Source organism: Anaerococcus obesiensis, assembly GCF_016599815.1.
GTDB classification, from domain to species: domain Bacteria; phylum Bacillota; class Clostridia; order Tissierellales; family Peptoniphilaceae; genus Anaerococcus; species Anaerococcus vaginalis.
In genome coordinates this window covers 863,313-881,873 of sequence record NZ_CP067016.1, presented here as the reverse complement: position 1 = coordinate 881,873, position 18,561 = coordinate 863,313, and the positions used below count along the sequence as shown (strand labels likewise).

Genomic DNA, 18,561 nt, shown 5'->3' with positions numbered 1-18,561 from the left:
CAAAAAAAATACTTGATAAAAAAAACTTACCAAGTATTATATATATAATTTTCTCTTGGAATCTCTTTTTACAAAAGCGATTATAATATTATCTTTAATAATAAGCTCATCTGCTAAACTATAAACAAGTTTAATTCCCCTGCCGTGATCATGGAGTCCATCATTTTCAAAAAGATAATCTATTCCTTCTCCCTCATCTTTTACTTTTATCAAACAGCAAGTATCATCCATAATAAAAGTTGTGTCAATAATTTTATCATACTCACACCTATTTCCATGCTCGTAGGAATTTATTATAAGTTCATCCAAGATCAATCTTATTTTAAAAATTAAATTTTCATCTATATTTTTATTTTTTAAATTTAAAACAAGCCCATCCCTAAATTTTTTTATCATTTTTAAGTCAGTAGGCATTGTGTTTCTAATAAGTTCCATCTTACCCCTCATCTCTTACTAATAAATTTATACCCAAATAAAAATTTTTTGTTAATTTTTGTCTAAAAAGTCAAAATTATTGCTTTTTTTGTTTTTGTAGTATAATGTATGTATAACAAATGAAAGGAGAATATTATGAAATACGTATGTACAGCTTGTGGATATATCTATGATCCTGCTAATGGAGATCCAGATAACGGAATCGATGCAGGAACAGAATTCAAAGACCTTCCAGAAGATTGGGTATGCCCAGTTTGCGGAGTTGGCAAGGATATGTTCGAAGAACAAGAATAAGATTTTTTAAAAGGGAGGCAATCGCCTCTCTTTTTTATAAATTCGTATTCATGATTTTTTTATGAAATATTTTTTAAAAAAACATAGCAAAGAAATTAAAATCTTTATAAGCCTTGGACTTTCTATTTTATTTTTGACCTTTCTTTATAGATTGTACAAATTGGGAATACTTACAAATTCGGATAAATTATACGATTATATTGGAGCTTTTACTTATCTTGCCCCTCTAATATTTATAATTCTAAAAGTTTTGATTGGATTTGTTCCTTTTATTCCAACGACGATTTTTATAGTAATAGGCTTTGCCTTGTTCGGTCAAAAATTTGGTTTATTTTTAAATTACATAACAGGTCTTATGACTGCTGTTTTAAATTACACTTTAACTAGAATTTATGGTAAAAGATTTTTGAATTTATTTTTGCCAAAAAAAAGCCTTAAAAAATACGAAAGTGCAACAAGACAAAGCACAAAAAGATTTAAAAAAGTTTTGTTTCTAACAAGCGCCATGCCCTTTGCTCCTGACAACGCCTTATCAATGGTTGCAGGATTTAAAAAATTAAAATTTGAAGATTATTTAAAAATAATGTTTGTGGCTAAATTTATTGAAATTGTGATTATAGCATATTTAATGTATCATTTAAAATTATTTTTAGCATAAAAAAACTCCTAATCAAAAAAATTAGGAGTTTTTTATATATTCATTGCTTTTTTCCAAAAATATAAATAAAGCGATGTAAATACGCCTAGATTATTTTCTTCTAACCAAGGTTTTCTTTTTCCACAAAAATGCAAAAAGCATGTATTTGAAATTATGTAGGACAAATTATATTTTTTATCCTTCAATTTGTAAGCCAAGTATCTTCTTGCATCATAATTATATTTTATTTCGTCAATTTTTATTATTTTATTTCTAAAAACTACATTCAAAAGATCTTGATCTGGCATTATAAGCCCCAAAGATTTGGTATTTTTTACATAATTTAAAACTTCTTTTTCATAGCTTTGACTATTTCTTGCAAGTTTTAAATTTATCATCAAAATTCCTGAATTAAAATAATTTTCTATATCTTTATGTCCTGATGAAATAGATAGCCTTGCTACATTCGCAGATTGAACCGTTGGAATAGTATGAGTTGCTGCTGCAAAATAATTATCTCTTAAATCCATATTGTAAAGTTTTTCGCAAGAATTTAAAACTAAAACATCTGGATCTAGGTATAAAATTCTATCTAAATTTTCTGGCAAATATTTATAAGCCAAAAGCCTATAATACATTTCTTCTGTGTAATAAAAAGTTGTTTTTGCATTTAAAAAAAGATTTTTAACTTTTATCGGATTTAATTTTGCCCTTTTTGAGCTTGCTTTTATTACAAATTTTTCAATTTCTTTTATTTTTTCATCTCTTATATCTTTATGAATCAAATAAATTTCAAAATTTGTATCATTACTTTTAAATAATGAATATAGCATAGTTTTTAGAGGATTTAAATAATTTTCATCACATGAAACCAATATATTCATAGTTTTCCCTTTCTATTGAAGGTCTGTCGTATAAAAACCCTTGCCTATTATTGATGATGTATCTAAGACTGTTATAAAACAGCGTGGGTCAATTTCTTTTATATATTTTCTAAATAAAACGGCCTCGTAATCATTTGTTACACACAAAAACACTGATTGGTCTTTTTTATAATAAAGTCCTGTTCCATCCAAAACTGTAGCCGACCTATTTAATTTATCTCTAATAAATACACTTATTTCTTCTTGCTTGGATGTAATAATCAAAAATAGTTTTGCTGTATTAAATGATGATATAAATTGATTTACTACAACGCCTTTCATCAAAAGACCTAGGCAAGATAAAAGTCCAATTTCTACTCCAAATATTTTGATTGATAAAATTGTTAGAATAGAATCTCCCATCAAAAGTGATTTTCCAATATTTAAATTTGTGTATTTATTTATAATCATAGCGATTATATCTGTACCACCACTTGATGCTGATAAATTAAATAAAATTGATGAGCCAAGAGCTGGTATTAAAACTGCACAAAATAATTCTAATAATTTATTATCAGTAAATGGCGTTGTGTGAGGTAAGACTTTGCTTAGAGCAAGGGCCGTTAAGGAATTTAATATGGATACATAGCCAGTCTTTAAAACAAAATTTTTACCCAAAATAAAATACGCCAAAACTAACAAAGTAACATTTAAAATCAAAGTCATAAAGGCAGGAGATAAGGCAAGACTATTTGAAAGCAGTATGGATGCCCCCTCTACTCCTCCTATTACAAAATGATTTGGATATTTAAAAAAATGTGTTCCATTTGCCATAAGTATGGCAGCAAAGCTCATAAGTAAAAATTTCTTTTTTTCACTCAAGGGCTTGTGGGCAAATTTATCTTTTTTTCTATCTTTTCTAAGTATTTTTATTGCAGCATTTCTATCAAGAATATGTTTAATTTTTTCCTTGTCGGAATAATTATTAGGATCTATATTTTCATTCATTTTTGTTTATTTTTTTATCCTCCAACTTTAAAAAAAAAAAGCCTAACGGCTTTTTTTTAGTCATTCGAATAATTATCAAAATATCCTTGTATAAGAACAACAGGAGTTCCCTTATCGCCTGAGCCTGATGTCAAATCGCAAAGTGAGCCTAAAAGATCTGTGATTTGTCTAGGAGTTGTTCCTAAGGTTTCATTTGTTCCTTTTAAATCAGCTGCTTTTTGTGAAATTCTTTCTCTCATTTTTGCAGTTCTTTCATCTATTGATAAGTCTTTTAATTCTGTATCAGCTATATATTTTATTTTCAATTCATTTGGTGTTCCAGAAAGTCCTTTTGTATAAGCTGGAGATACAACTGGATCTGCAAGCTCCCAAATTTTTCCAACCGGATCTTTGAATGCTCCATCTCCGTAGATCATCACTTCAACTTCTTTATTATATTTTTCAATAAATTTTTCTTGAAGTTCATCTACAAAACTTTGGCCATCTCTTGGGAATAATTTTACAACATCTTCTGTTGAAAGATTTGAGCCAAGTAAACCGTAATCTTCATTATATCCTGAGCCATCAACTGATTTTGTCATTATTTCATCTAGACCATAAATTTCTTCAGCACCAGATTTTTCTAGAAGTTTTTTAGTTAAATCTCTATTGTGAATTTCACAAACCAAAACACTTTTTGTAAATTTTAGTACATCTTTTGGATTGTTGAAGAAATGTACTTCGCTGTTTTTTGCCATTTCTTTATAAAGAGAAATATAATCAACTCCAGTAAATTGATGTTTATAATCTCCTGCAAGTTTTCTAAATTCTTCTTCTGACAAAATATCTGAATAAGGATTTACATCACTTTCAAATAAATCCATTCTGTCCATAATGTAGTTTCCTACCTCATCTTGTGGATAAGATAAGCAAATGTGAAGTTTTTTTCCACTCAAAGCAAAAGCTTTTAGCATTATTGAAAATCTATTTCTACTTAAAATTGGAAACAATATTGCTATTTCGTCAGATTTAAATTTATCATTTATATCTTTAGCAATTTGTTCACAAGTTGCGTAGTTTCCTTGAGCTCTTGCTACAAGGGATTCTGTAATGCAAACTACATCCTTATCATTTATTTCGATATTTTTTGATTCGACAGCCTTGTTTACGCTATCAAACACAATATCTACTAAGTTATCTCCTGTCTCAATAATAGGTGTCCTAACACCCATTGATACTGTTCCTATTAATCTATCCATACATGCTCCTTCCTCACGTATTATACATTAATTTTTTTAAAAAATAAAGATAAAATTTTTATTTTTTTTATGATTTTACTTTTTGTTTGGTCTTGCATTTTGGGCATTTTACGATTATTTTTCCTTTGCCTTTAGGAATACGTAATTCTTGTCCGCATGATTTGCATTTAATATACTTATATTTTTTATCTCCAAATATTTTCCTTTTAATACTCCTATATTTTTTTTGAATAGGATTTAAAAATTTTAATTTAAAAATATAATTTTCGCTGTTTCTTTTTATTTCGTTTGTTGATATAGTCCTAAATATAGCATAAAAAACTATCACAAGTGGCATTGCTTGTAAAAAATTAATTTTTAAAAAATAATTTATAAGCATTAAGCCAATTGCAAACCACACAAGTCCTATAGATAGCTCATCAATTCCATGTCTTTTTTTCAAAATTAAACACCTTCTACTAATTCTTTCATTATTTTTGATATATCTCCTTTTAAAAGATAATCTGCTTTATTATCTTTTGGGGTAGGATCTTGATTAATTACTACAAGTTTGTTTCCCCTATAAAAATCTATCAAACCTGCCGCAGGATAAACAACTAAACTTGTTCCACCGACAATTAATACATCTGCTTCGCTAATTAATTTTACCGCATAGCTAATGTTATCATTGTTCAAACTTTCTCCATACAAAACAATATCAGGTCTAACAACTGAGCCACACTCATCACACTTAACTACATTTTTAAATTTTTTTACATAAGATAAATCAAAATTTTTACCGCAAGATGTGCAATAATAATCTCTCAAATTTCCGTGAAGCTCTATAACATTTTTGCTTTTTGCTTCTTGGTGGAGAGAATCTATATTTTGGGTAATAATTCCCTTTAATTTCCCTTCTTTTTCAAGTTTTGTTAAAGCAAGATGACAATCATTTGGTTTTATTCCTTCAATCATCAAATTTTCTTTTGCGTATTCCATAAATTCATCAGGATGATTTACAAAAAATTCATGGCTAAGCATATATTCAGGCGAATATGATGAATTATTTTCTCTATTATAAAGTCCAGTTGCAGATCTAAAATCTGGAACGCCAGATGCTGTTGATACTCCTGCTCCTCCAAAAAATACAATATTATTTGATTCTTTTATGATTTTTTTAACTTCATTAATTTTATTATCCATAATATCTCCTTACTATGACTATACCCTACTTAGATTTTTTAAATTTATTATCAATGCTTGCTCCAAAAAATGCGCCTATTACTGCACAGACTACTGCAACCATTTCTTTGTTTGGAAAATTGTAGGCATTATTTAAAATTATTGAAATAATTACTCCTCCTACAATTCCTATATACATATTTTTATTCATAAAGTCCTCACGATAAGTCTAAATCTTTTCTTAATATTTTTGCATTTATCCAAAATAATCCTAGAAATATCAAAATATAATAAATAAATCCTGTCAAATTTATATATGATTCTCCCTTGTATTTTATATATGAATAAACAAAAGCCATATAATTATAATCTTTTAAAATAATCTTATTGTGTAAAAGCAAGAAATTTTTATTTATGAAAAATGAAAGAGCAAGTATGGCTGTTGTCATTATAAAAATTAAAAATACTGAAATTTTTCTTTTAAACAAATACCTATCCATTTGCATATATAAAAATACTAAAAGAGCACTTATATTTATCAAAATCATTATAAAGACCAAAGATAAAAGTATTTTTGTATTTAAATATGTTCCTACTATATAGAATAAAAACACTGACAAAAACACCAAAAGCCAATAGAAAATATTTATTACTATTAGTTTTGCCAAAATAAATTCTCTTGCGCTTATTGGCAAGGAAAATGTAAGTATTGACCTGTTTGTGTAAAGGTCTTTGTAAAAACTATTTATAATAAAATAGGAAATTGTTAGGATAAAAACTACAACTACAATTATTTCTATTGAATTTATGGCTGAATTTATTTCTAGTGTTCTTGAAAATGCTCCAATTGTTTTGATTGACATCATTGAGATTAAAAGAATTACAAAACTTGCAATTGTTGAGATGAAAAATTTCATATTCGATTTTGCATCATACTTTAAATATTTTCTCATAATAATCTCCTAAAAATCAATCTTCTCTTCTATCAAAAATACATTGTAAAAAAATGTAACTGCTATTATCAAAATAGAAAATGTCAACATCCAAATATTTATTCCCAAAACTTTTCCGTCAACTCCATTGTAAAGCATGGAAATATCTACTCCATTTATATTTATTATCCTTTGGATGGCAAAGTCTTTAAATCTTAAAATCACAGGACTTATTGTGTAAATATTTCTTAAAAGCCAAACTATTATTGTAAATAAAACAATGGACAAAACCACTGATACAAATGAATAATATCTTCTAAAAATTTGTACTTTTGAAAGGGTTATTCCAAAAACCAAAAGAAGATAGGCAATTGAATAATAGATTTCTAAAACAAAAATATATACCATAAGAACCTTTATAGATATATTTATTAAATCATCATAAATCCCCAAAAATTTTGAGCTTATAATTAAAGATCCAACAAAAACTACAAGGCTTAAAAAGCCTATCACAAGACTTGCCAAAAATTTTGCAAAAATAATCTTAGCTACAGAAATATTTATGGTAAAAGTTATGTAAGATGACTTGTCAAAAATATCTCTTTTGTATCTAATGGTAAAAAATATCAAACAAACTGACAAAATTATAAGGGCAAGAGCTATAAGGAGAATAAAAAATGAAGTGTTTTTATTTTCCAACTCAAAGCTATTTAATTTATAAAATATTCCAACAAGACCTTGAGAAAGTATGGCAAATAATGCCATCAAAAGAAAAAATCCCCTTGACCTTTTTAATTCATATTTCAAAAATCTAATCATATTACAAAAATTTCCTTATACAAATCTACCATTTGCTTTTTATATTTATCTCTCAAATCTTCGGCGTCTTCTTCCAAAAGAATTTGTCCTCTTTGGATAAAGGCAGCCCTATCAAAAAGATTTTCCAAATCTCCAATTTGATGGGTTGTAATAATAATTGTCCTACCAATATCTACAGTTTTTATAATTGCAGATAAAATCATATCCTTTGCAATAGGATCAACTCCTTCGATTGGCTCATCCAAAATATATAATTTTGTATCACGAGAAAGAGTCAAAGCCAAAAGAAGTCTTTCTTTCATTCCCTTTGACAATTTATCAGAATAACCTTCCTTTGGAATTTTCATAAAATCAAAAAGTTCCTTGCAAACTCTCATATTAAAATCATCATAAAAATCCTTGTAAAGATTTACCGTATCCTCAATTGTCAAATTGTCATAAAGATGGTAGGCATCAGGCAAATAAGAGATGATTTTTTTAGTTTCAACTCCTACTTTTTTCCCATCAATTAAAATTTCTCCATCATTAGGCTTGATAAGGCCCATAATACATTTTAAAAGAGTAGTTTTTCCTGAACCATTTGGACCCATAAGTCCCAAAATTTTCCCTCTTTCAAGTTTTAAATCAATCCCATCAAGCACATTTTTTTTGCCATAAGTTTTTTTCAAATTTTTTATTTCTAATATATTATCCATTAGCATTCATCCTCAAAGATACAAAATCATAAACTCCCTCATTTGTAATTCCTATTGAATTCATATTTTTCAAAAATTCATTCAAATATCCATTTGCAAATTCCACAATTAGGGCATTTCTTTTGTTTTCATCAATTTTCATATAATAATAATCACTTTTCGCCTCAATCAAATCCTCATCCAAAAGTCTTTGGTAAGTTTTATCCACATAAGAAGGATTTACCCTAAATTTATTAATAAGAAATTCCTTATCATAAAACTTATCCCCATTTTTTAGAAAATTATTTATAATATTTTTGGCAACAAAGTTTCTAATTTCATTATTTACTGACCTATCTTCCATATTAGCTCCTTTTCTTTACTATATTAATCTATGATAGAAAATCAATTTCCAAATCAAAACAAAGACTTGCCTTCATAAAACAAGACAAAAATTTTTCCCCATAATCATTCAAATTTTTATAAATAAGAGGATAATTTTTAATAACAATTTTCTCATCAAGCATAGAAAGTTCATCAAAAAGCCCATCAAGATTATTTACTTCATATTCAAAATCAATTTTTTCATTCAAATAAGAAAAGGCCTCATCCCTTGACTTAAATTTATTTCCATCCAAACAAATCATCTAATTCTCCTTGGTAAAACTTTTGTAATGGTCTTTGGTGTAAAAAATATTAAAATCCTCATCATAAATAAGTCTTTCGCCACCACGTCTTCCACCAAAATAATTTACATCACATTCCTTGTAATTAGCTTCTGGAAGTTTATTTTCAAAATTTCCAAAATAATCTCCGCCAATTACTCCCTTATCAGTAACTTCCCATAAATTTCCCTTTTTAGGAATCCAACCAAGTTTTTTCGCCTCTTTTTTTGTCAAAAAATTTGGAGGAAGTTTTTTATAAGCTTTAATATAATCAACCACATCATCTTTTTTATAATAAGCCTTATCTTCAAGAAGACTTGTACATTCAACTTCTTCATTAGAATTAATATTTTCATGCTTTACACATCCAGTAAAAGCAAAAATAAGAAAAAAACTTAAAATAAATTTATAAAAAAAGTTTTTAATTTTCATTTAATTACTCCTTTGCTATAATTATATCAGAAAGGATAAAAATATGAATGTATTAATATCAAGATGTCTTTTGGGAATAAATTGTCGCTATGACGGAAAAAATAACGAAATAAAAAATTTAAAAGAAAAATTTCCACAAATAAATTTTATAGATGTATGCCCAGAAGTAGATTCAGGAATGAAAACACCAAGAAAGCCATGTGAAATAAAAAATACTAAAGTTATAAATGTTGATGGAGTAGATTTTACGAAAAATTTCAAAAAAGGCGGACAAATCGCCCTAGAAATTTGTAAGAAAAATAATATAAAAATCGCCCTTTTAAAAGCAAAATCTCCATCTTGCGGAAAAGATTTGATTTATGATGGAAATTTTAATAAAAATTTAATAAAAGGCGATGGAATAACTTGCCAAATTTTAAAGAAAAATGATATAATTATTTTCAGCGAAAAAGAAATTGAAGAATTTTATTCTTACCTAAAAGCTAAAATTAGCTAATCTTAAAATTTTAAAAAATTTCCAAAAAAATATTTGACAAATATTTTTAAAGCTGGTATATTATATATTGTCGTTAGGACATCGGGGTGTGGCGCAGCTTGGTAGCGCGCGTGGTTTGGGACCATGAGGCCGAAGGTTCGAATCCTTTCACCCCGACCATTTTTTTGCAAGCAAAAGCTTGCTTTTTTAGTTGTAATACGTAAATTTTCCCTTTTAAAATTGCACCGAGCGGTGCTTTTTTTATGCCTATTTTTAAAAATAAATTCTTTAGCAATAAGCAAAATAAAAATTTAACCCATAAAAGAGATCTCTCCTCTCTTTATAATCGGTAGAGATGGGTTATGGAACTCTTTATTTTATTGCTAAAGTTTTTAAATTTTATCTTTTTTGATTTACATAAATTTTTAAAATAAAATTTAAGAAACATTCTACTTTTTCTTCAGTAATTAATAATAAAAAAAATAACCCATCTCGACCTTGTGGAGAGATCTCATTTATTAAATCTATCTATGAGTTCTCTTTTGATTTTGCGATCGATATGGGTTATTTTTATATTCTGTTATTTTTAAATATCTTCTGTCAAATATGGCTTACCACTTGCTTTTGGTGCATTTGATTTTTTATTAAATAAAATTAAGAAAATCAAAATTGAAATGTATGGAATCATTGAAATAAATTCCATTGGAAGGCTTATGGTTGTTCCTGTTAAATAAGTTGCTATAGCTTGGGTTAATCCAAAAAATAATGAACCTATCAAAACTCCTTGTGGTTTCCAATTTCCAAATATTACACAAACGAGTGCAATGTATCCTTGGCCTGCAATTAAGGTTGGAGAAAATACACTTACTACTGCAAGTGACATAGAAGCTCCTCCAAGTCCTCCCATAAATCCTGAAAACATTACTGCAAGATACCTAATTTTTCCTACTGAAATATCTAAAGTTTCAGCTGCTTTTGGATGCTCCCCAACTGCAATTAACCTTAGTCCCCATTTTGTTTTATATAAAAATACATAAAGCAAAATTACAGATATTAAAGCAATATAAACTGTTGCATATTGAGAAAATATATTTTTTAAGGCTTGATTTGTAATCAAACCGTCAAATAATCTAGGAATTTTATTTTCCAAAGCAATTGATGGTGTTTGAGTTGCGCCATCAAAAAATAATCTTGCTAAAAACAAAGCCAAACCTGGCGCTAATGTATTTATAGCAATACCTGAAATTGTTTGATCTCCTGCAAATGTAACTGAAACAAGTGCATGGATTAGTCCAAAAAACATTCCAGCAAGACCGCCCGCCAAAAATCCTAACCATGGATTTCCTACATAATATCCTACTGTCGCTGCTACTAAAGCACCTATTGTCATCATTCCTTCAAGTCCAATATTTACTACTCCAGATTTTTCTGAAATCATTCCACCAAGGCCAGTCAATAATACTGGTGTAGCATTTGAAAGTGTATTTCCAATTATTAATCCTAAAACTGTCAAATTAAGCATTATTTCCCGCCTTTCTATTTTTCTTTTTGTTTACTTTTGCTTTTATAATTCTAAATATTAAAGGAATAGCTGTAAATAAAATTATTGTTCCTATAATTATAGAAATTAATTCACTAGGAACTCCCATTGTTCTTTGTAAATTACTTCCTGCGTATTTTAATGATCCCAAAAATAATCCTGAGAAAATACATCCTATTGGATTGTTAGATGCCAAAAGTGAAACTGCAAGTCCATCAAATCCAAAATTTTCCATAGCTGATAATAAAGGAAGTGAATAAGTGTAACCCATTACTTGAGTTACGCCTGCAAGCGAACACAAACATCCAGAAATTGCCATTGATTGGATTATTTTTTTATTTGCATCAATTCCACCGTACTCACTTGCTTCTCTGTTTAATCCTACGGCTTTTAATTTATAACCAAGACTTGTTTTTTCAAGAATAAACCAAATAATAATTACGCTAACAATAGCAAGAATTATTCCTAAATGAATTGGTGCTCTAAAAAATTTTCCAAAAAATCCATCAAATTTTTGGCTAGCGTTTGTAACTAGAGTAACTTTTGCTGAATCATTTATATCAAATGTTCCCATAGAATTTGGTTTTTGATAGCGATAAACTATAAAATTTTGAAAATAAAATGCTACCCAGTTAAGCATTATAGTAGAAATTACTTCGTGAATTCCAAATTTTGCTTTTATAAATCCTGCAAGTCCTCCATACAAAAATCCTGCCAAAAGTGCAACAATTATTGTAACAATAACATGGATTACTGGTGGAAGTTTTAGTAAGTAGCCCATCAAAAATCCTACAGTTGAACCAATTATAAATTGTCCCTCTGCTCCCATATTAAAAAGTCCTGTTTGAAAAGCAAAACATACACCGAGACCTGTAAGAATAATTGGAGTTGAATTTACAAGAGCCCAGCCGATATTTCTTGGGGATTTAAAAATTCCTTCTATTAATTTTCCATAAGCTTCTATTGGATTATAACCTGTAAGAGAAAGAACTATAGCTCCTACCAAAAGTCCCAAGATTATTGATACAAGAGTAAATAATAATTTTGAATTTGAAAAAGAATTTTTTCTTTTTGTTTTTGCTTTCTTATTCATGATCTCCTCCTGCCATTAATCTTCCTACTTCGTATTCATCAGTTTCTTTTGGATCAAGCTCTCCTACAATTTGTCCATCATAAATTACGCAAATTCTATCAGATAAATCCATTACTTCATCTAATTGAAAACTTATTAATAAAACTGCCTTGCCTTGATTTCTAAGCTCTACTAAATATTGATGGATAAATTCTATTGCTCCAACGTCAAGTCCTCTTGTTGGTTGAGCAGCTATTAATAAATCCGGATCATTTGTAATCTCTCTTGCGATAATTACTTTTTGTTGGTTTCCGCCTGAAAGACTTCCTGCTTTTTCGTTTATATCATTTGGTCTTATATCAAATTTATCAATCAAATTGTTTGCATTTTCTTCTATTTTTTTGAAATCCAAAATTCCATTTTTTGAAAAGTCTTTATCTATATTCTCCAAAATCAAATTATCTTTAATTGGATATTCTAAAACCAGACCTCTTTTTTGTCTATCTTCTGGAATTTGGTTCATGCCAAGGTCAATTATATTTCTAGGAGCTTTATTTGTAATATCTTCTCCTTTTAAAATAACTTTGCCTTTTTGAGCTTTTCTCATTCCAGAAATTGCATCTATTAATTCTGTTTGACCGTTTCCATCAACTCCTGCAATTCCTAGAATTTCTCCTTTTCTTATCGAAAGATTTAAGCCTTTTACCTTGTCAACTTTTCTGTTGTCCTTAACCCAAAGATCTTCTATCTTAAATATTTCTTCTCCAAGGTCAATTTTTTCTTTTTTTACATTAAAGCTTACATCACGGCCTACCATTTTTTCAGCAAGATCAGCCTCACTTACATCTTTTACATTAACTTTGTCGATGTATTCTCCCCTTCTAATTATGGTACAAGTATCTGCCATAGCTTTAATTTCTTTTAATTTGTGGGTAATTATTATAACTGATTTTCCAAGTTCAGTTAATTTTTCAACTATTTCTATAAATTCATTTATTTCTTGAGGAGTTAAAACTGCTGTTGGCTCATCAAAAATCAAAATATCTGCTCCATGATATAAAGCTTTTAAAATTTCAACTCTTTGTTGTTGTCCAACAGATATATCCGCAACTTTGCTGTCCGGATCTATAATAAGTCCATATTCTTGGCTTAATTTAACAACTTCTTTTTTTGCCTTAGCTCTATCAATGAAAGAATTTTTTCCTTCATAACCTAATATTATATTTTCTGTAACTGTAAATGGTTCTATCAGCATAAAATGTTGGTGAACCATTCCTATGCCCATGCTAATTGCTTTTTTTGGTGAATTATTTATAATTTCTTCGCCTTTTATGTAAATGTTTCCTTCAGTTTGAGGAAACATTCCATATAAAATATTCATAAGAGTAGTTTTACCAGCTCCATTTTCTCCAAGCAGAGCGTGTACTTCACATTTGTGAAGGTCAAAATCTACGCCTTTTAAAACTTTCTTGTCGCCAAAGCTTTTATGAATATTTTTCAATGAAACAACTGGGCTTTCATTTAAATACTTATCCATAATACCTCACTATTAATTTAGAATTTTCTAAATATTTTTGTAAAAAAAAGAGTAGTTTTTCTTCCTACTCTTTTAATTACTTATTTTTCTAAGTAGATTTTTACTTATTTGTCGTAACCCATTGATTTAAATTCTTCTTCGTTTTGTGGAACTTTAATTTTTCCATCAACGATTTGATTTCTTAAATCTTCAACCTTATCTTTAACTTCTTGGTCTACTAGGTCATTATCTCCATAAGCTATATCCAAAGCATCTCCATCTTTAAGTGAGAATGCTCTTGTTTCTCCACCTTTGAATTTTCCATCTTTGTAATCATCAAGTGTTAATTGAACAGCTTTTCCTACGCCTTTAACTGTTGAAGCCAAAATATTATCTGGAGCTTCTTCTTTTTGGTCACGGTCAACGCCGATTACGTATTTATTATTTTCTTTTGCTGCTTCAAATACTCCAATTCCTGTACCACCAGCTGCGTGGAAGATTACATCTGCACCTTTTTGATACATTTGGTTAGCAATATTTTTTCCTTTTGCTTGGTCAGCATAAGAATTTGCGTATTGAACTTGAACTTCTATGTCTTTTCCTTTTTCTTTTGCTGCTTGTTTTACACCAGCTCTAAATCCATATTCAAATCTATCGATTACTGCTGATTCCATTCCACCTACAAATCCAACATTGTTAGATTCTGTTTTCATTCCTGCAATATATCCAACTAAAAATGAGTTTTCATTATCTGCAAATGTTATTCCTAAAAGATTTTCAATTTTATCAGGATTTGCGTTGTCGATTATTGCGTAATTTTGATCTGGATTGTCTTTTGCAGCCTTGCTTGTTGCATCATAAAGAGCATATCCTACTGTAAAAATCAAATCTGATTCACTATCAAGAGCTGATTCAAGGTTTGGTTGGTAATCAGAATCTTTGTGTGATTCAATATAATCAAATTTAATTTTTCCATCTTTTTCGTAAGCTTTTAATCCTTCATAAGCAGATTGGTTAAATGATTTATCATTTATTCCACCTTGGTCAGTTACCATTGTAGCTGATACTTTTGCTCCATTTGCATTAGAGGCTGTAGAAGCCATTGAACCGTTATCAGAATCTTTTTTTGATCCACAAGCTGTAATGCTTAGTGAAAGTGCTAGAGTTAGAGCTCCAGCCATAATTTTTTTAATTTTCATCTCTCCCCCTTAAATTAAGAAATTGTTTTTTTGTGTAATACTATTTTATATGAAATTTATCTTTCTGTCTAGCTATTTTACAATAATAAAATTATTTTTCATTTTAATATATAAGTTTTTAATAAATCAAACAAATTCATCAAGGCATTTTCGTGACATCTTTCATAGCCATGAGATGCTGAAATTCCACAGCCTACAAGGGCGTGCCTATAATCATAAAATGAGCTCATAGCAGCAGATGCATCTGAGCCATAAAATGGATAAATATCAATTGCAAAATCAATTCCAATTTTTTTGGATGTATTTATCAAATCATTTGTTAAATCAAAATTGTAAGGACCTGATGAATCTTTTGCACAAATTGAAACCAATCTATCATTTGTTTTTAAATCATCGAAAACAACTCCCATATCTACCGCAATCATATCTTTTATTCCAGATGGATGGCCCGAACTTGCTCCGTGTCCTACTTCTTCATAAGTTGTAAACATCATATAAATATTTCTATCAAATTTTAAATTTTCTTCTTTAATTTCTTTTGCAAGTGCAAGCAAAACTCCACTTGATGCCTTATCATCAAGATGACGTGATTTTACAAAGCCATTTGAATATCTAAATCTTGAATCAAGGGCAATAAAATCTCCAGGATTTATTCCAAGTTTTTTTACATCCTCATCGCTTTCAACAAGCTCATCGATAACAACTTCCATTTCATCAAAATTTCTTTTTGAAATTTTTGGTGTATCTGATCCATGAACTGAAGGCTCATTTAATCTAAAAACTCCTTCAAATTCTTTTCCATCTCTTGTAAAAATTTTTACATTTTCAAATTCTGCATAATTTAATGGAAAGCCACCAAGAGTTGTAACTTGAATTCCTCCATTTTCTTTTATACTTCTTACCATAAGACCAAGCGTGTCGATATGAGCTGATAATAAAAGTCCATCGTCTTTATTTTTTTCATCTACATAAATTGGAACAATTACATTTCCCTTGTTGTTTTGGTAAGGCTTGTATCCTAAATTTTTAAATTCTTCCATCAAATATTTTTCGCATTTTTTTGTAAAACCAGTTGGTGATGGTCTTGTGCATAATTCTTTTATATAAGTTATTATTGTATTTTTGTCCATTTTTACTCCTTTATTTTCTTATAATTTAATTATAAATTAAATTTTTTTCCTTGTAAATTTAAAAATAAAATAAATATTTGTATTATAAAAATATATGTGCTATAATATTGGTGTAAACATTTTCACAACTAAATATGAAAGAGACTTTGCAACAAATTTATCCCATTATTTTTGTTGCTTTTTTTATATTTAGTAATAAAACAGGAGGTTATTATGAGAGACATAATACTAGGTGAATTTTTTGGAACAATGTTACTTATTTTATTAGGAGATGGAGTTGTTGCAAACGTTCTATTGAATAAGAGTGGACAAAAAGGTGCAGGTCCTGTTCAAATTACATTTGCTTGGGGTCTTGCAGTTATGATTCCAGCTTGTATTTTTGGTGCATTAACAGGTGCTCATTTTAATCCAGCCCTATCAATTGCTCTTGCATTTAACGGTGGAATCGAATGGAATACAGTTCCTTCTTATATAATTGGACAAATGCTTGGAGCTTTTTGCGGAGCTATTTTAGTTTATATTTTATTTAAAGATCATTATGACGCAACAAGCGATGATCCATTAACAGTTAGAGCAACTTTCTGCACAGCTCCAACTATACCAAACACTTTTAGAAACCTATTATCAGAAATTATTGGAACTTTTGTTTTAGTATTTGCTATTTTAGGATTTGGTAATGTTGCTGGCGCTGGAATGGGTGGCGTTGACAAATTATATGTATTTGGTCTTATCGTTTCAATTGGTATGAGTTTAGGTGGACTAACAGGTTATGCAATTAATCCTGCAAGAGATTTGGGACCAAGAATTGCTTATGCAGTATTACCTTTCAAAAACAAAGTAGATCCAAACTGGGGATATTCATGGATTCCTGTTGTTGGACCAATAATTGGTGGTATCTTAGCAGTTCCAGTTTTTAATTTTATATTTTAGTTTTTTATAATTTTAAGAAAAGAGAAGAATAAAATGTATGATGTAATAATAATCGGTGCTGGTGTAACTGGTGCATCAATTGCAAGAAGACTTTCTAGGTATAAATTAAATATTTTAATTTTAGAAAAAGAAATTGATGTGTCCATGGGAGCTAGCAAGGCAAATTCTGCCATAGTTCATGGTGGTTATGCTGAAAGCCATGATGAGCTAAGAGGAAGAATTTGTTACAAGGGAAGAGTGGAATTTAATAAGTTAAACCAAGAGCTAAACTTTGGATTTTTGGAAAACGGATCTTTGGTTTTAGCTTTTGATGAAGATGATGAAAAAGAACTTAATAAACTCTACAAAATGGGTCTTGAAAATAATCTTGATGATATTGAAATAATTAATCAAGAAAAGCTTAGACAAATAGAACCTAATGTATCCGATGATGCAATATCTGCTCTTTATTGCAAAGGAGCTGGTGTTTGTTCTCCATACGAATACGTTATTGCCCTTGTAGAAAATGCCATAGAAAATGGCGCTGAATTAAAACTTCAAAGTGAAGTTGTTGATATAAAAAAAGAAGAGGATATTTTTAAAGTAAAAACTTCTGATGACAATACTTATGAAGGAAAATTTGTAATTAATGCTTCTGGATTAAATGGAGCAAAAATTTCAAGTATGATTACAGAAACTAATTTTACAATCCATCCAAGAAGTGGCGAATATTTACTTATGCAAAAAGGAACTGGCGAGAAAATAAAACAAGTTTTATTCCAAACGCCATCTAAAAAATCAAAAGGAATTCTTGTAACAAGAACCTACCACAACAATCTTCTTTTGGGCCCTGATGCCATTGATGAAGAAGAAATCGATCTTGGAACACACATTGAAAGGCTTGCAGAAATTTACAAGCTTGGATTAAAATCTGTAAAAGATAATGTAATAGATTTGAAAAAATTTATCCGCTCCTTTGCAGGACTTAGACCTGCTTCATCAACGGGAGATTTTATAATAGAAAATACCAAAACTTCTGGTTTTATAAATGTTGTAGGAATCCAATCTCCAGGTATAACTTCTTCTCCAGAAGTTGCCAAAATTGTTGAAAATATTTTAATAGATTTAAATTTAAAATTGGAAGAATATCCTTCCTACAATCCTTATAGAAAACCTATTATAGAATACAAAGAGCTTGAAGATTTTAATAAGGTAAAAGATAAAATTGATTTGCCACTTGGAAATCCCGAAAGACTTGTATGCAGATGTGAACAAGTTAGCGAAAAAACAATAAGAGATGCAATGAACAGGGGTATCCCTTGTCTGACATTTGACGCAATAAAAAGACGTACAAGAAGTGGAATGGGATTTTGCCAAGGAAATTTCTGTAGGCAAAGAGTTCTAGAAGTTATGGAAGACGAAACAGGAGAAAAAATTTTAAACAGAAAATTCGACAGCGAACATTCTGGAATTTCTAGAATAAATAAAAAAGATATTAATAATTTCATAAAAGAATTAGAAGAAAAAAATTTAGAAGAATAATAAAAAAACCACAGGCTACA

General features: G+C 29.0%; 23 protein-coding genes and 1 tRNA gene. 6 read left to right on the top strand and 18 right to left on the bottom strand.

The window, feature by feature from the left end; all coding sequences use genetic code 11:
• Positions 1-36: 36 nt before the first annotated feature.
• Positions 37-435, bottom strand: coding sequence for an ATP-binding protein (locus tag I6H46_RS04405; protein WP_019118240.1), 399 nt, complete (start codon positions 433-435; stop codon positions 37-39).
• 135 nt (positions 436-570) lie between these two features.
• Here I6H46_RS04405 and rd point away from each other — a divergent pair, with 135 nt between their 5' ends.
• Entirely contained in the window at positions 571-729 is a 159-nt protein-coding gene (rd, locus tag I6H46_RS04400) for a rubredoxin (RefSeq protein WP_004814307.1), read from the top strand.
• Between the two features lie 61 nt (positions 730-790).
• Positions 791-1,387, top strand: coding sequence for a TVP38/TMEM64 family protein (locus tag I6H46_RS04395; RefSeq protein ID WP_019118241.1), 597 nt, complete (start codon positions 791-793; stop codon positions 1,385-1,387).
• Positions 1,388-1,419: 32 nt separating this feature from the next.
• Here I6H46_RS04395 and I6H46_RS04390 read toward each other — a convergent pair whose 3' ends face one another.
• From I6H46_RS04390 to I6H46_RS04335, 12 genes are all read right to left on the bottom strand, one after another.
• On the bottom strand, positions 1,420-2,250 hold the full coding sequence (locus I6H46_RS04390) for a glycosyltransferase family 8 protein (protein ID WP_019118242.1): 831 nt from the start codon (positions 2,248-2,250) through the stop codon (positions 1,420-1,422).
• Positions 2,251-2,262: 12 nt separating this feature from the next.
• Complete coding sequence (locus I6H46_RS04385) at positions 2,263-3,237, bottom strand: YitT family protein (RefSeq protein ID WP_019118243.1); 975 nt, start codon at positions 3,235-3,237, stop codon at positions 2,263-2,265.
• Between the two features lie 56 nt (positions 3,238-3,293).
• Positions 3,294-4,475, bottom strand: coding sequence for a coenzyme F420-0:L-glutamate ligase (locus I6H46_RS04380; protein ID WP_019118244.1), 1,182 nt, complete (start codon positions 4,473-4,475; stop codon positions 3,294-3,296).
• A gap of 67 nt (positions 4,476-4,542) precedes the next feature.
• Positions 4,543-4,917, bottom strand: a complete 375-nt coding sequence (locus I6H46_RS04375; protein ID WP_004838041.1) for a hypothetical protein — start codon at positions 4,915-4,917, stop codon at positions 4,543-4,545.
• 2 nt (positions 4,918-4,919) lie between these two features.
• Positions 4,920-5,657, bottom strand: coding sequence for an NAD-dependent protein deacylase (locus I6H46_RS04370; protein ID WP_200226219.1), 738 nt, complete (start codon positions 5,655-5,657; stop codon positions 4,920-4,922).
• Positions 5,658-5,682: 25 nt separating this feature from the next.
• Positions 5,683-5,847, bottom strand: a complete 165-nt coding sequence (locus I6H46_RS04365; RefSeq protein ID WP_004838039.1) for a hypothetical protein — start codon at positions 5,845-5,847, stop codon at positions 5,683-5,685.
• A 7-nt stretch (positions 5,848-5,854) separates the two neighbouring features.
• Positions 5,855-6,589: a hypothetical protein gene (locus I6H46_RS04360; protein ID WP_019118245.1), complete on the bottom strand. Its 735-nt coding sequence runs from the start codon at positions 6,587-6,589 to the stop codon at positions 5,855-5,857.
• 9 nt (positions 6,590-6,598) lie between these two features.
• Positions 6,599-7,387, bottom strand: a complete 789-nt coding sequence (locus I6H46_RS04355) for an ABC transporter permease (RefSeq protein ID WP_019118246.1) — start codon at positions 7,385-7,387, stop codon at positions 6,599-6,601.
• Entirely contained in the window at positions 7,384-8,082 is a 699-nt protein-coding gene (locus I6H46_RS04350; RefSeq protein ID WP_019118247.1) for an ABC transporter ATP-binding protein, read from the bottom strand. The genes I6H46_RS04355 and I6H46_RS04350 overlap by 4 nt, the downstream gene beginning before the upstream one ends.
• On the bottom strand, positions 8,075-8,425 hold the full coding sequence (locus I6H46_RS04345) for a hypothetical protein (RefSeq protein ID WP_004838035.1): 351 nt from the start codon (positions 8,423-8,425) through the stop codon (positions 8,075-8,077). The genes I6H46_RS04350 and I6H46_RS04345 overlap by 8 nt, the downstream gene beginning before the upstream one ends.
• A 28-nt stretch (positions 8,426-8,453) precedes the next feature.
• Positions 8,454-8,708, bottom strand: a complete 255-nt coding sequence (locus tag I6H46_RS04340) for a barstar family protein (protein ID WP_019118248.1) — start codon at positions 8,706-8,708, stop codon at positions 8,454-8,456.
• Positions 8,709-9,158, bottom strand: a complete 450-nt coding sequence (locus I6H46_RS04335) for a ribonuclease domain-containing protein (protein ID WP_019118249.1) — start codon at positions 9,156-9,158, stop codon at positions 8,709-8,711.
• Between the two features lie 43 nt (positions 9,159-9,201).
• Here I6H46_RS04335 and I6H46_RS04330 point away from each other — a divergent pair, with 43 nt between their 5' ends.
• Together I6H46_RS04330 and I6H46_RS04325 are read left to right on the top strand one after the other, a co-directional pair.
• Positions 9,202-9,654: a DUF523 domain-containing protein gene (locus I6H46_RS04330; protein WP_019118250.1), complete on the top strand. Its 453-nt coding sequence runs from the start codon at positions 9,202-9,204 to the stop codon at positions 9,652-9,654.
• Positions 9,655-9,736: 82 nt separating this feature from the next.
• Positions 9,737-9,813: transfer RNA gene (locus tag I6H46_RS04325), tRNA-Pro, on the top strand.
• Positions 9,814-10,219: 406 nt separating this feature from the next.
• Here the strand turns inward: I6H46_RS04325 and I6H46_RS04320 are convergent.
• From I6H46_RS04320 to I6H46_RS04300, 5 genes are all read right to left on the bottom strand, one after another.
• On the bottom strand, positions 10,220-11,155 hold the full coding sequence (locus I6H46_RS04320; protein WP_019118251.1) for an ABC transporter permease: 936 nt from the start codon (positions 11,153-11,155) through the stop codon (positions 10,220-10,222).
• Positions 11,148-12,266, bottom strand: a complete 1,119-nt coding sequence (locus I6H46_RS04315) for an ABC transporter permease (RefSeq protein WP_019118252.1) — start codon at positions 12,264-12,266, stop codon at positions 11,148-11,150. Before I6H46_RS04315 ends, I6H46_RS04320 begins: the two co-directional genes overlap by 8 nt.
• Positions 12,259-13,782: an ABC transporter ATP-binding protein gene (locus I6H46_RS04310; protein ID WP_019118253.1), complete on the bottom strand. Its 1,524-nt coding sequence runs from the start codon at positions 13,780-13,782 to the stop codon at positions 12,259-12,261. The genes I6H46_RS04315 and I6H46_RS04310 overlap by 8 nt, the downstream gene beginning before the upstream one ends.
• A 104-nt stretch (positions 13,783-13,886) precedes the next feature.
• Entirely contained in the window at positions 13,887-14,960 is a 1,074-nt protein-coding gene (locus tag I6H46_RS04305; protein WP_019118254.1) for a BMP family lipoprotein, read from the bottom strand.
• Between the two features lie 98 nt (positions 14,961-15,058).
• Positions 15,059-16,090: a M42 family metallopeptidase gene (locus tag I6H46_RS04300; RefSeq protein WP_019118255.1), complete on the bottom strand. Its 1,032-nt coding sequence runs from the start codon at positions 16,088-16,090 to the stop codon at positions 15,059-15,061.
• 213 nt (positions 16,091-16,303) lie between these two features.
• On the opposite strand from I6H46_RS04300, the gene I6H46_RS04295 reads away from it, so the two are divergent.
• Positions 16,304-17,020 (top strand): MIP/aquaporin family protein, encoded by a 717-nt coding sequence (locus tag I6H46_RS04295; protein WP_019118256.1) that lies wholly within the window; start codon positions 16,304-16,306, stop codon positions 17,018-17,020.
• A 33-nt stretch (positions 17,021-17,053) separates the two neighbouring features.
• A complete protein-coding gene (locus I6H46_RS04290) occupies positions 17,054-18,541 on the top strand; it encodes an NAD(P)/FAD-dependent oxidoreductase (RefSeq protein WP_019118257.1) in 1,488 nt (495 codons plus the stop codon).
• The last annotated feature ends 20 nt before the right edge of the window (positions 18,542-18,561 follow it).

Coding starts and splice junctions, on each gene's coding strand:
- I6H46_RS04370 (WP_200226219.1), bottom strand. CDS start 5,657: ATGGATAATAAAATTAATGAAGTTAAAAAAATCATAAAAGAATCAAAT.
- I6H46_RS04320 (WP_019118251.1), bottom strand. CDS start 11,155: ATGCTTAATTTGACAGTTTTAGGATTAATAATTGGAAATACACTTTCA.
- I6H46_RS04390 (WP_019118242.1), bottom strand. CDS start 2,250: ATGAATATATTGGTTTCATGTGATGAAAATTATTTAAATCCTCTAAAA.
- I6H46_RS04345 (WP_004838035.1), bottom strand. CDS start 8,425: ATGGAAGATAGGTCAGTAAATAATGAAATTAGAAACTTTGTTGCCAAA.
- rd (WP_004814307.1), top strand. CDS start 571: ATGAAATACGTATGTACAGCTTGTGGATATATCTATGATCCTGCTAAT.
- I6H46_RS04335 (WP_019118249.1), bottom strand. CDS start 9,158: ATGAAAATTAAAAACTTTTTTTATAAATTTATTTTAAGTTTTTTTCTT.
- I6H46_RS04305 (WP_019118254.1), bottom strand. CDS start 14,960: ATGAAAATTAAAAAAATTATGGCTGGAGCTCTAACTCTAGCACTTTCA.
- I6H46_RS04315 (WP_019118252.1), bottom strand. CDS start 12,266: ATGAATAAGAAAGCAAAAACAAAAAGAAAAAATTCTTTTTCAAATTCA.
- I6H46_RS04290 (WP_019118257.1), top strand. CDS start 17,054: ATGTATGATGTAATAATAATCGGTGCTGGTGTAACTGGTGCATCAATT.
- I6H46_RS04295 (WP_019118256.1), top strand. CDS start 16,304: ATGAGAGACATAATACTAGGTGAATTTTTTGGAACAATGTTACTTATT.
- I6H46_RS04385 (WP_019118243.1), bottom strand. CDS start 3,237: ATGAATGAAAATATAGATCCTAATAATTATTCCGACAAGGAAAAAATT.
- I6H46_RS04380 (WP_019118244.1), bottom strand. CDS start 4,475: ATGGATAGATTAATAGGAACAGTATCAATGGGTGTTAGGACACCTATT.
- I6H46_RS04395 (WP_019118241.1), top strand. CDS start 791: ATGAAATATTTTTTAAAAAAACATAGCAAAGAAATTAAAATCTTTATA.
- I6H46_RS04355 (WP_019118246.1), bottom strand. CDS start 7,387: ATGATTAGATTTTTGAAATATGAATTAAAAAGGTCAAGGGGATTTTTT.
- I6H46_RS04310 (WP_019118253.1), bottom strand. CDS start 13,782: ATGGATAAGTATTTAAATGAAAGCCCAGTTGTTTCATTGAAAAATATT.
- I6H46_RS04405 (WP_019118240.1), bottom strand. CDS start 435: ATGGAACTTATTAGAAACACAATGCCTACTGACTTAAAAATGATAAAA.
- I6H46_RS04365 (WP_004838039.1), bottom strand. CDS start 5,847: ATGAATAAAAATATGTATATAGGAATTGTAGGAGGAGTAATTATTTCA.
- I6H46_RS04300 (WP_019118255.1), bottom strand. CDS start 16,090: ATGGACAAAAATACAATAATAACTTATATAAAAGAATTATGCACAAGA.
- I6H46_RS04360 (WP_019118245.1), bottom strand. CDS start 6,589: ATGAGAAAATATTTAAAGTATGATGCAAAATCGAATATGAAATTTTTC.
- I6H46_RS04350 (WP_019118247.1), bottom strand. CDS start 8,082: ATGGATAATATATTAGAAATAAAAAATTTGAAAAAAACTTATGGCAAA.
- I6H46_RS04340 (WP_019118248.1), bottom strand. CDS start 8,708: ATGATTTGTTTGGATGGAAATAAATTTAAGTCAAGGGATGAGGCCTTT.
- I6H46_RS04330 (WP_019118250.1), top strand. CDS start 9,202: ATGAATGTATTAATATCAAGATGTCTTTTGGGAATAAATTGTCGCTAT.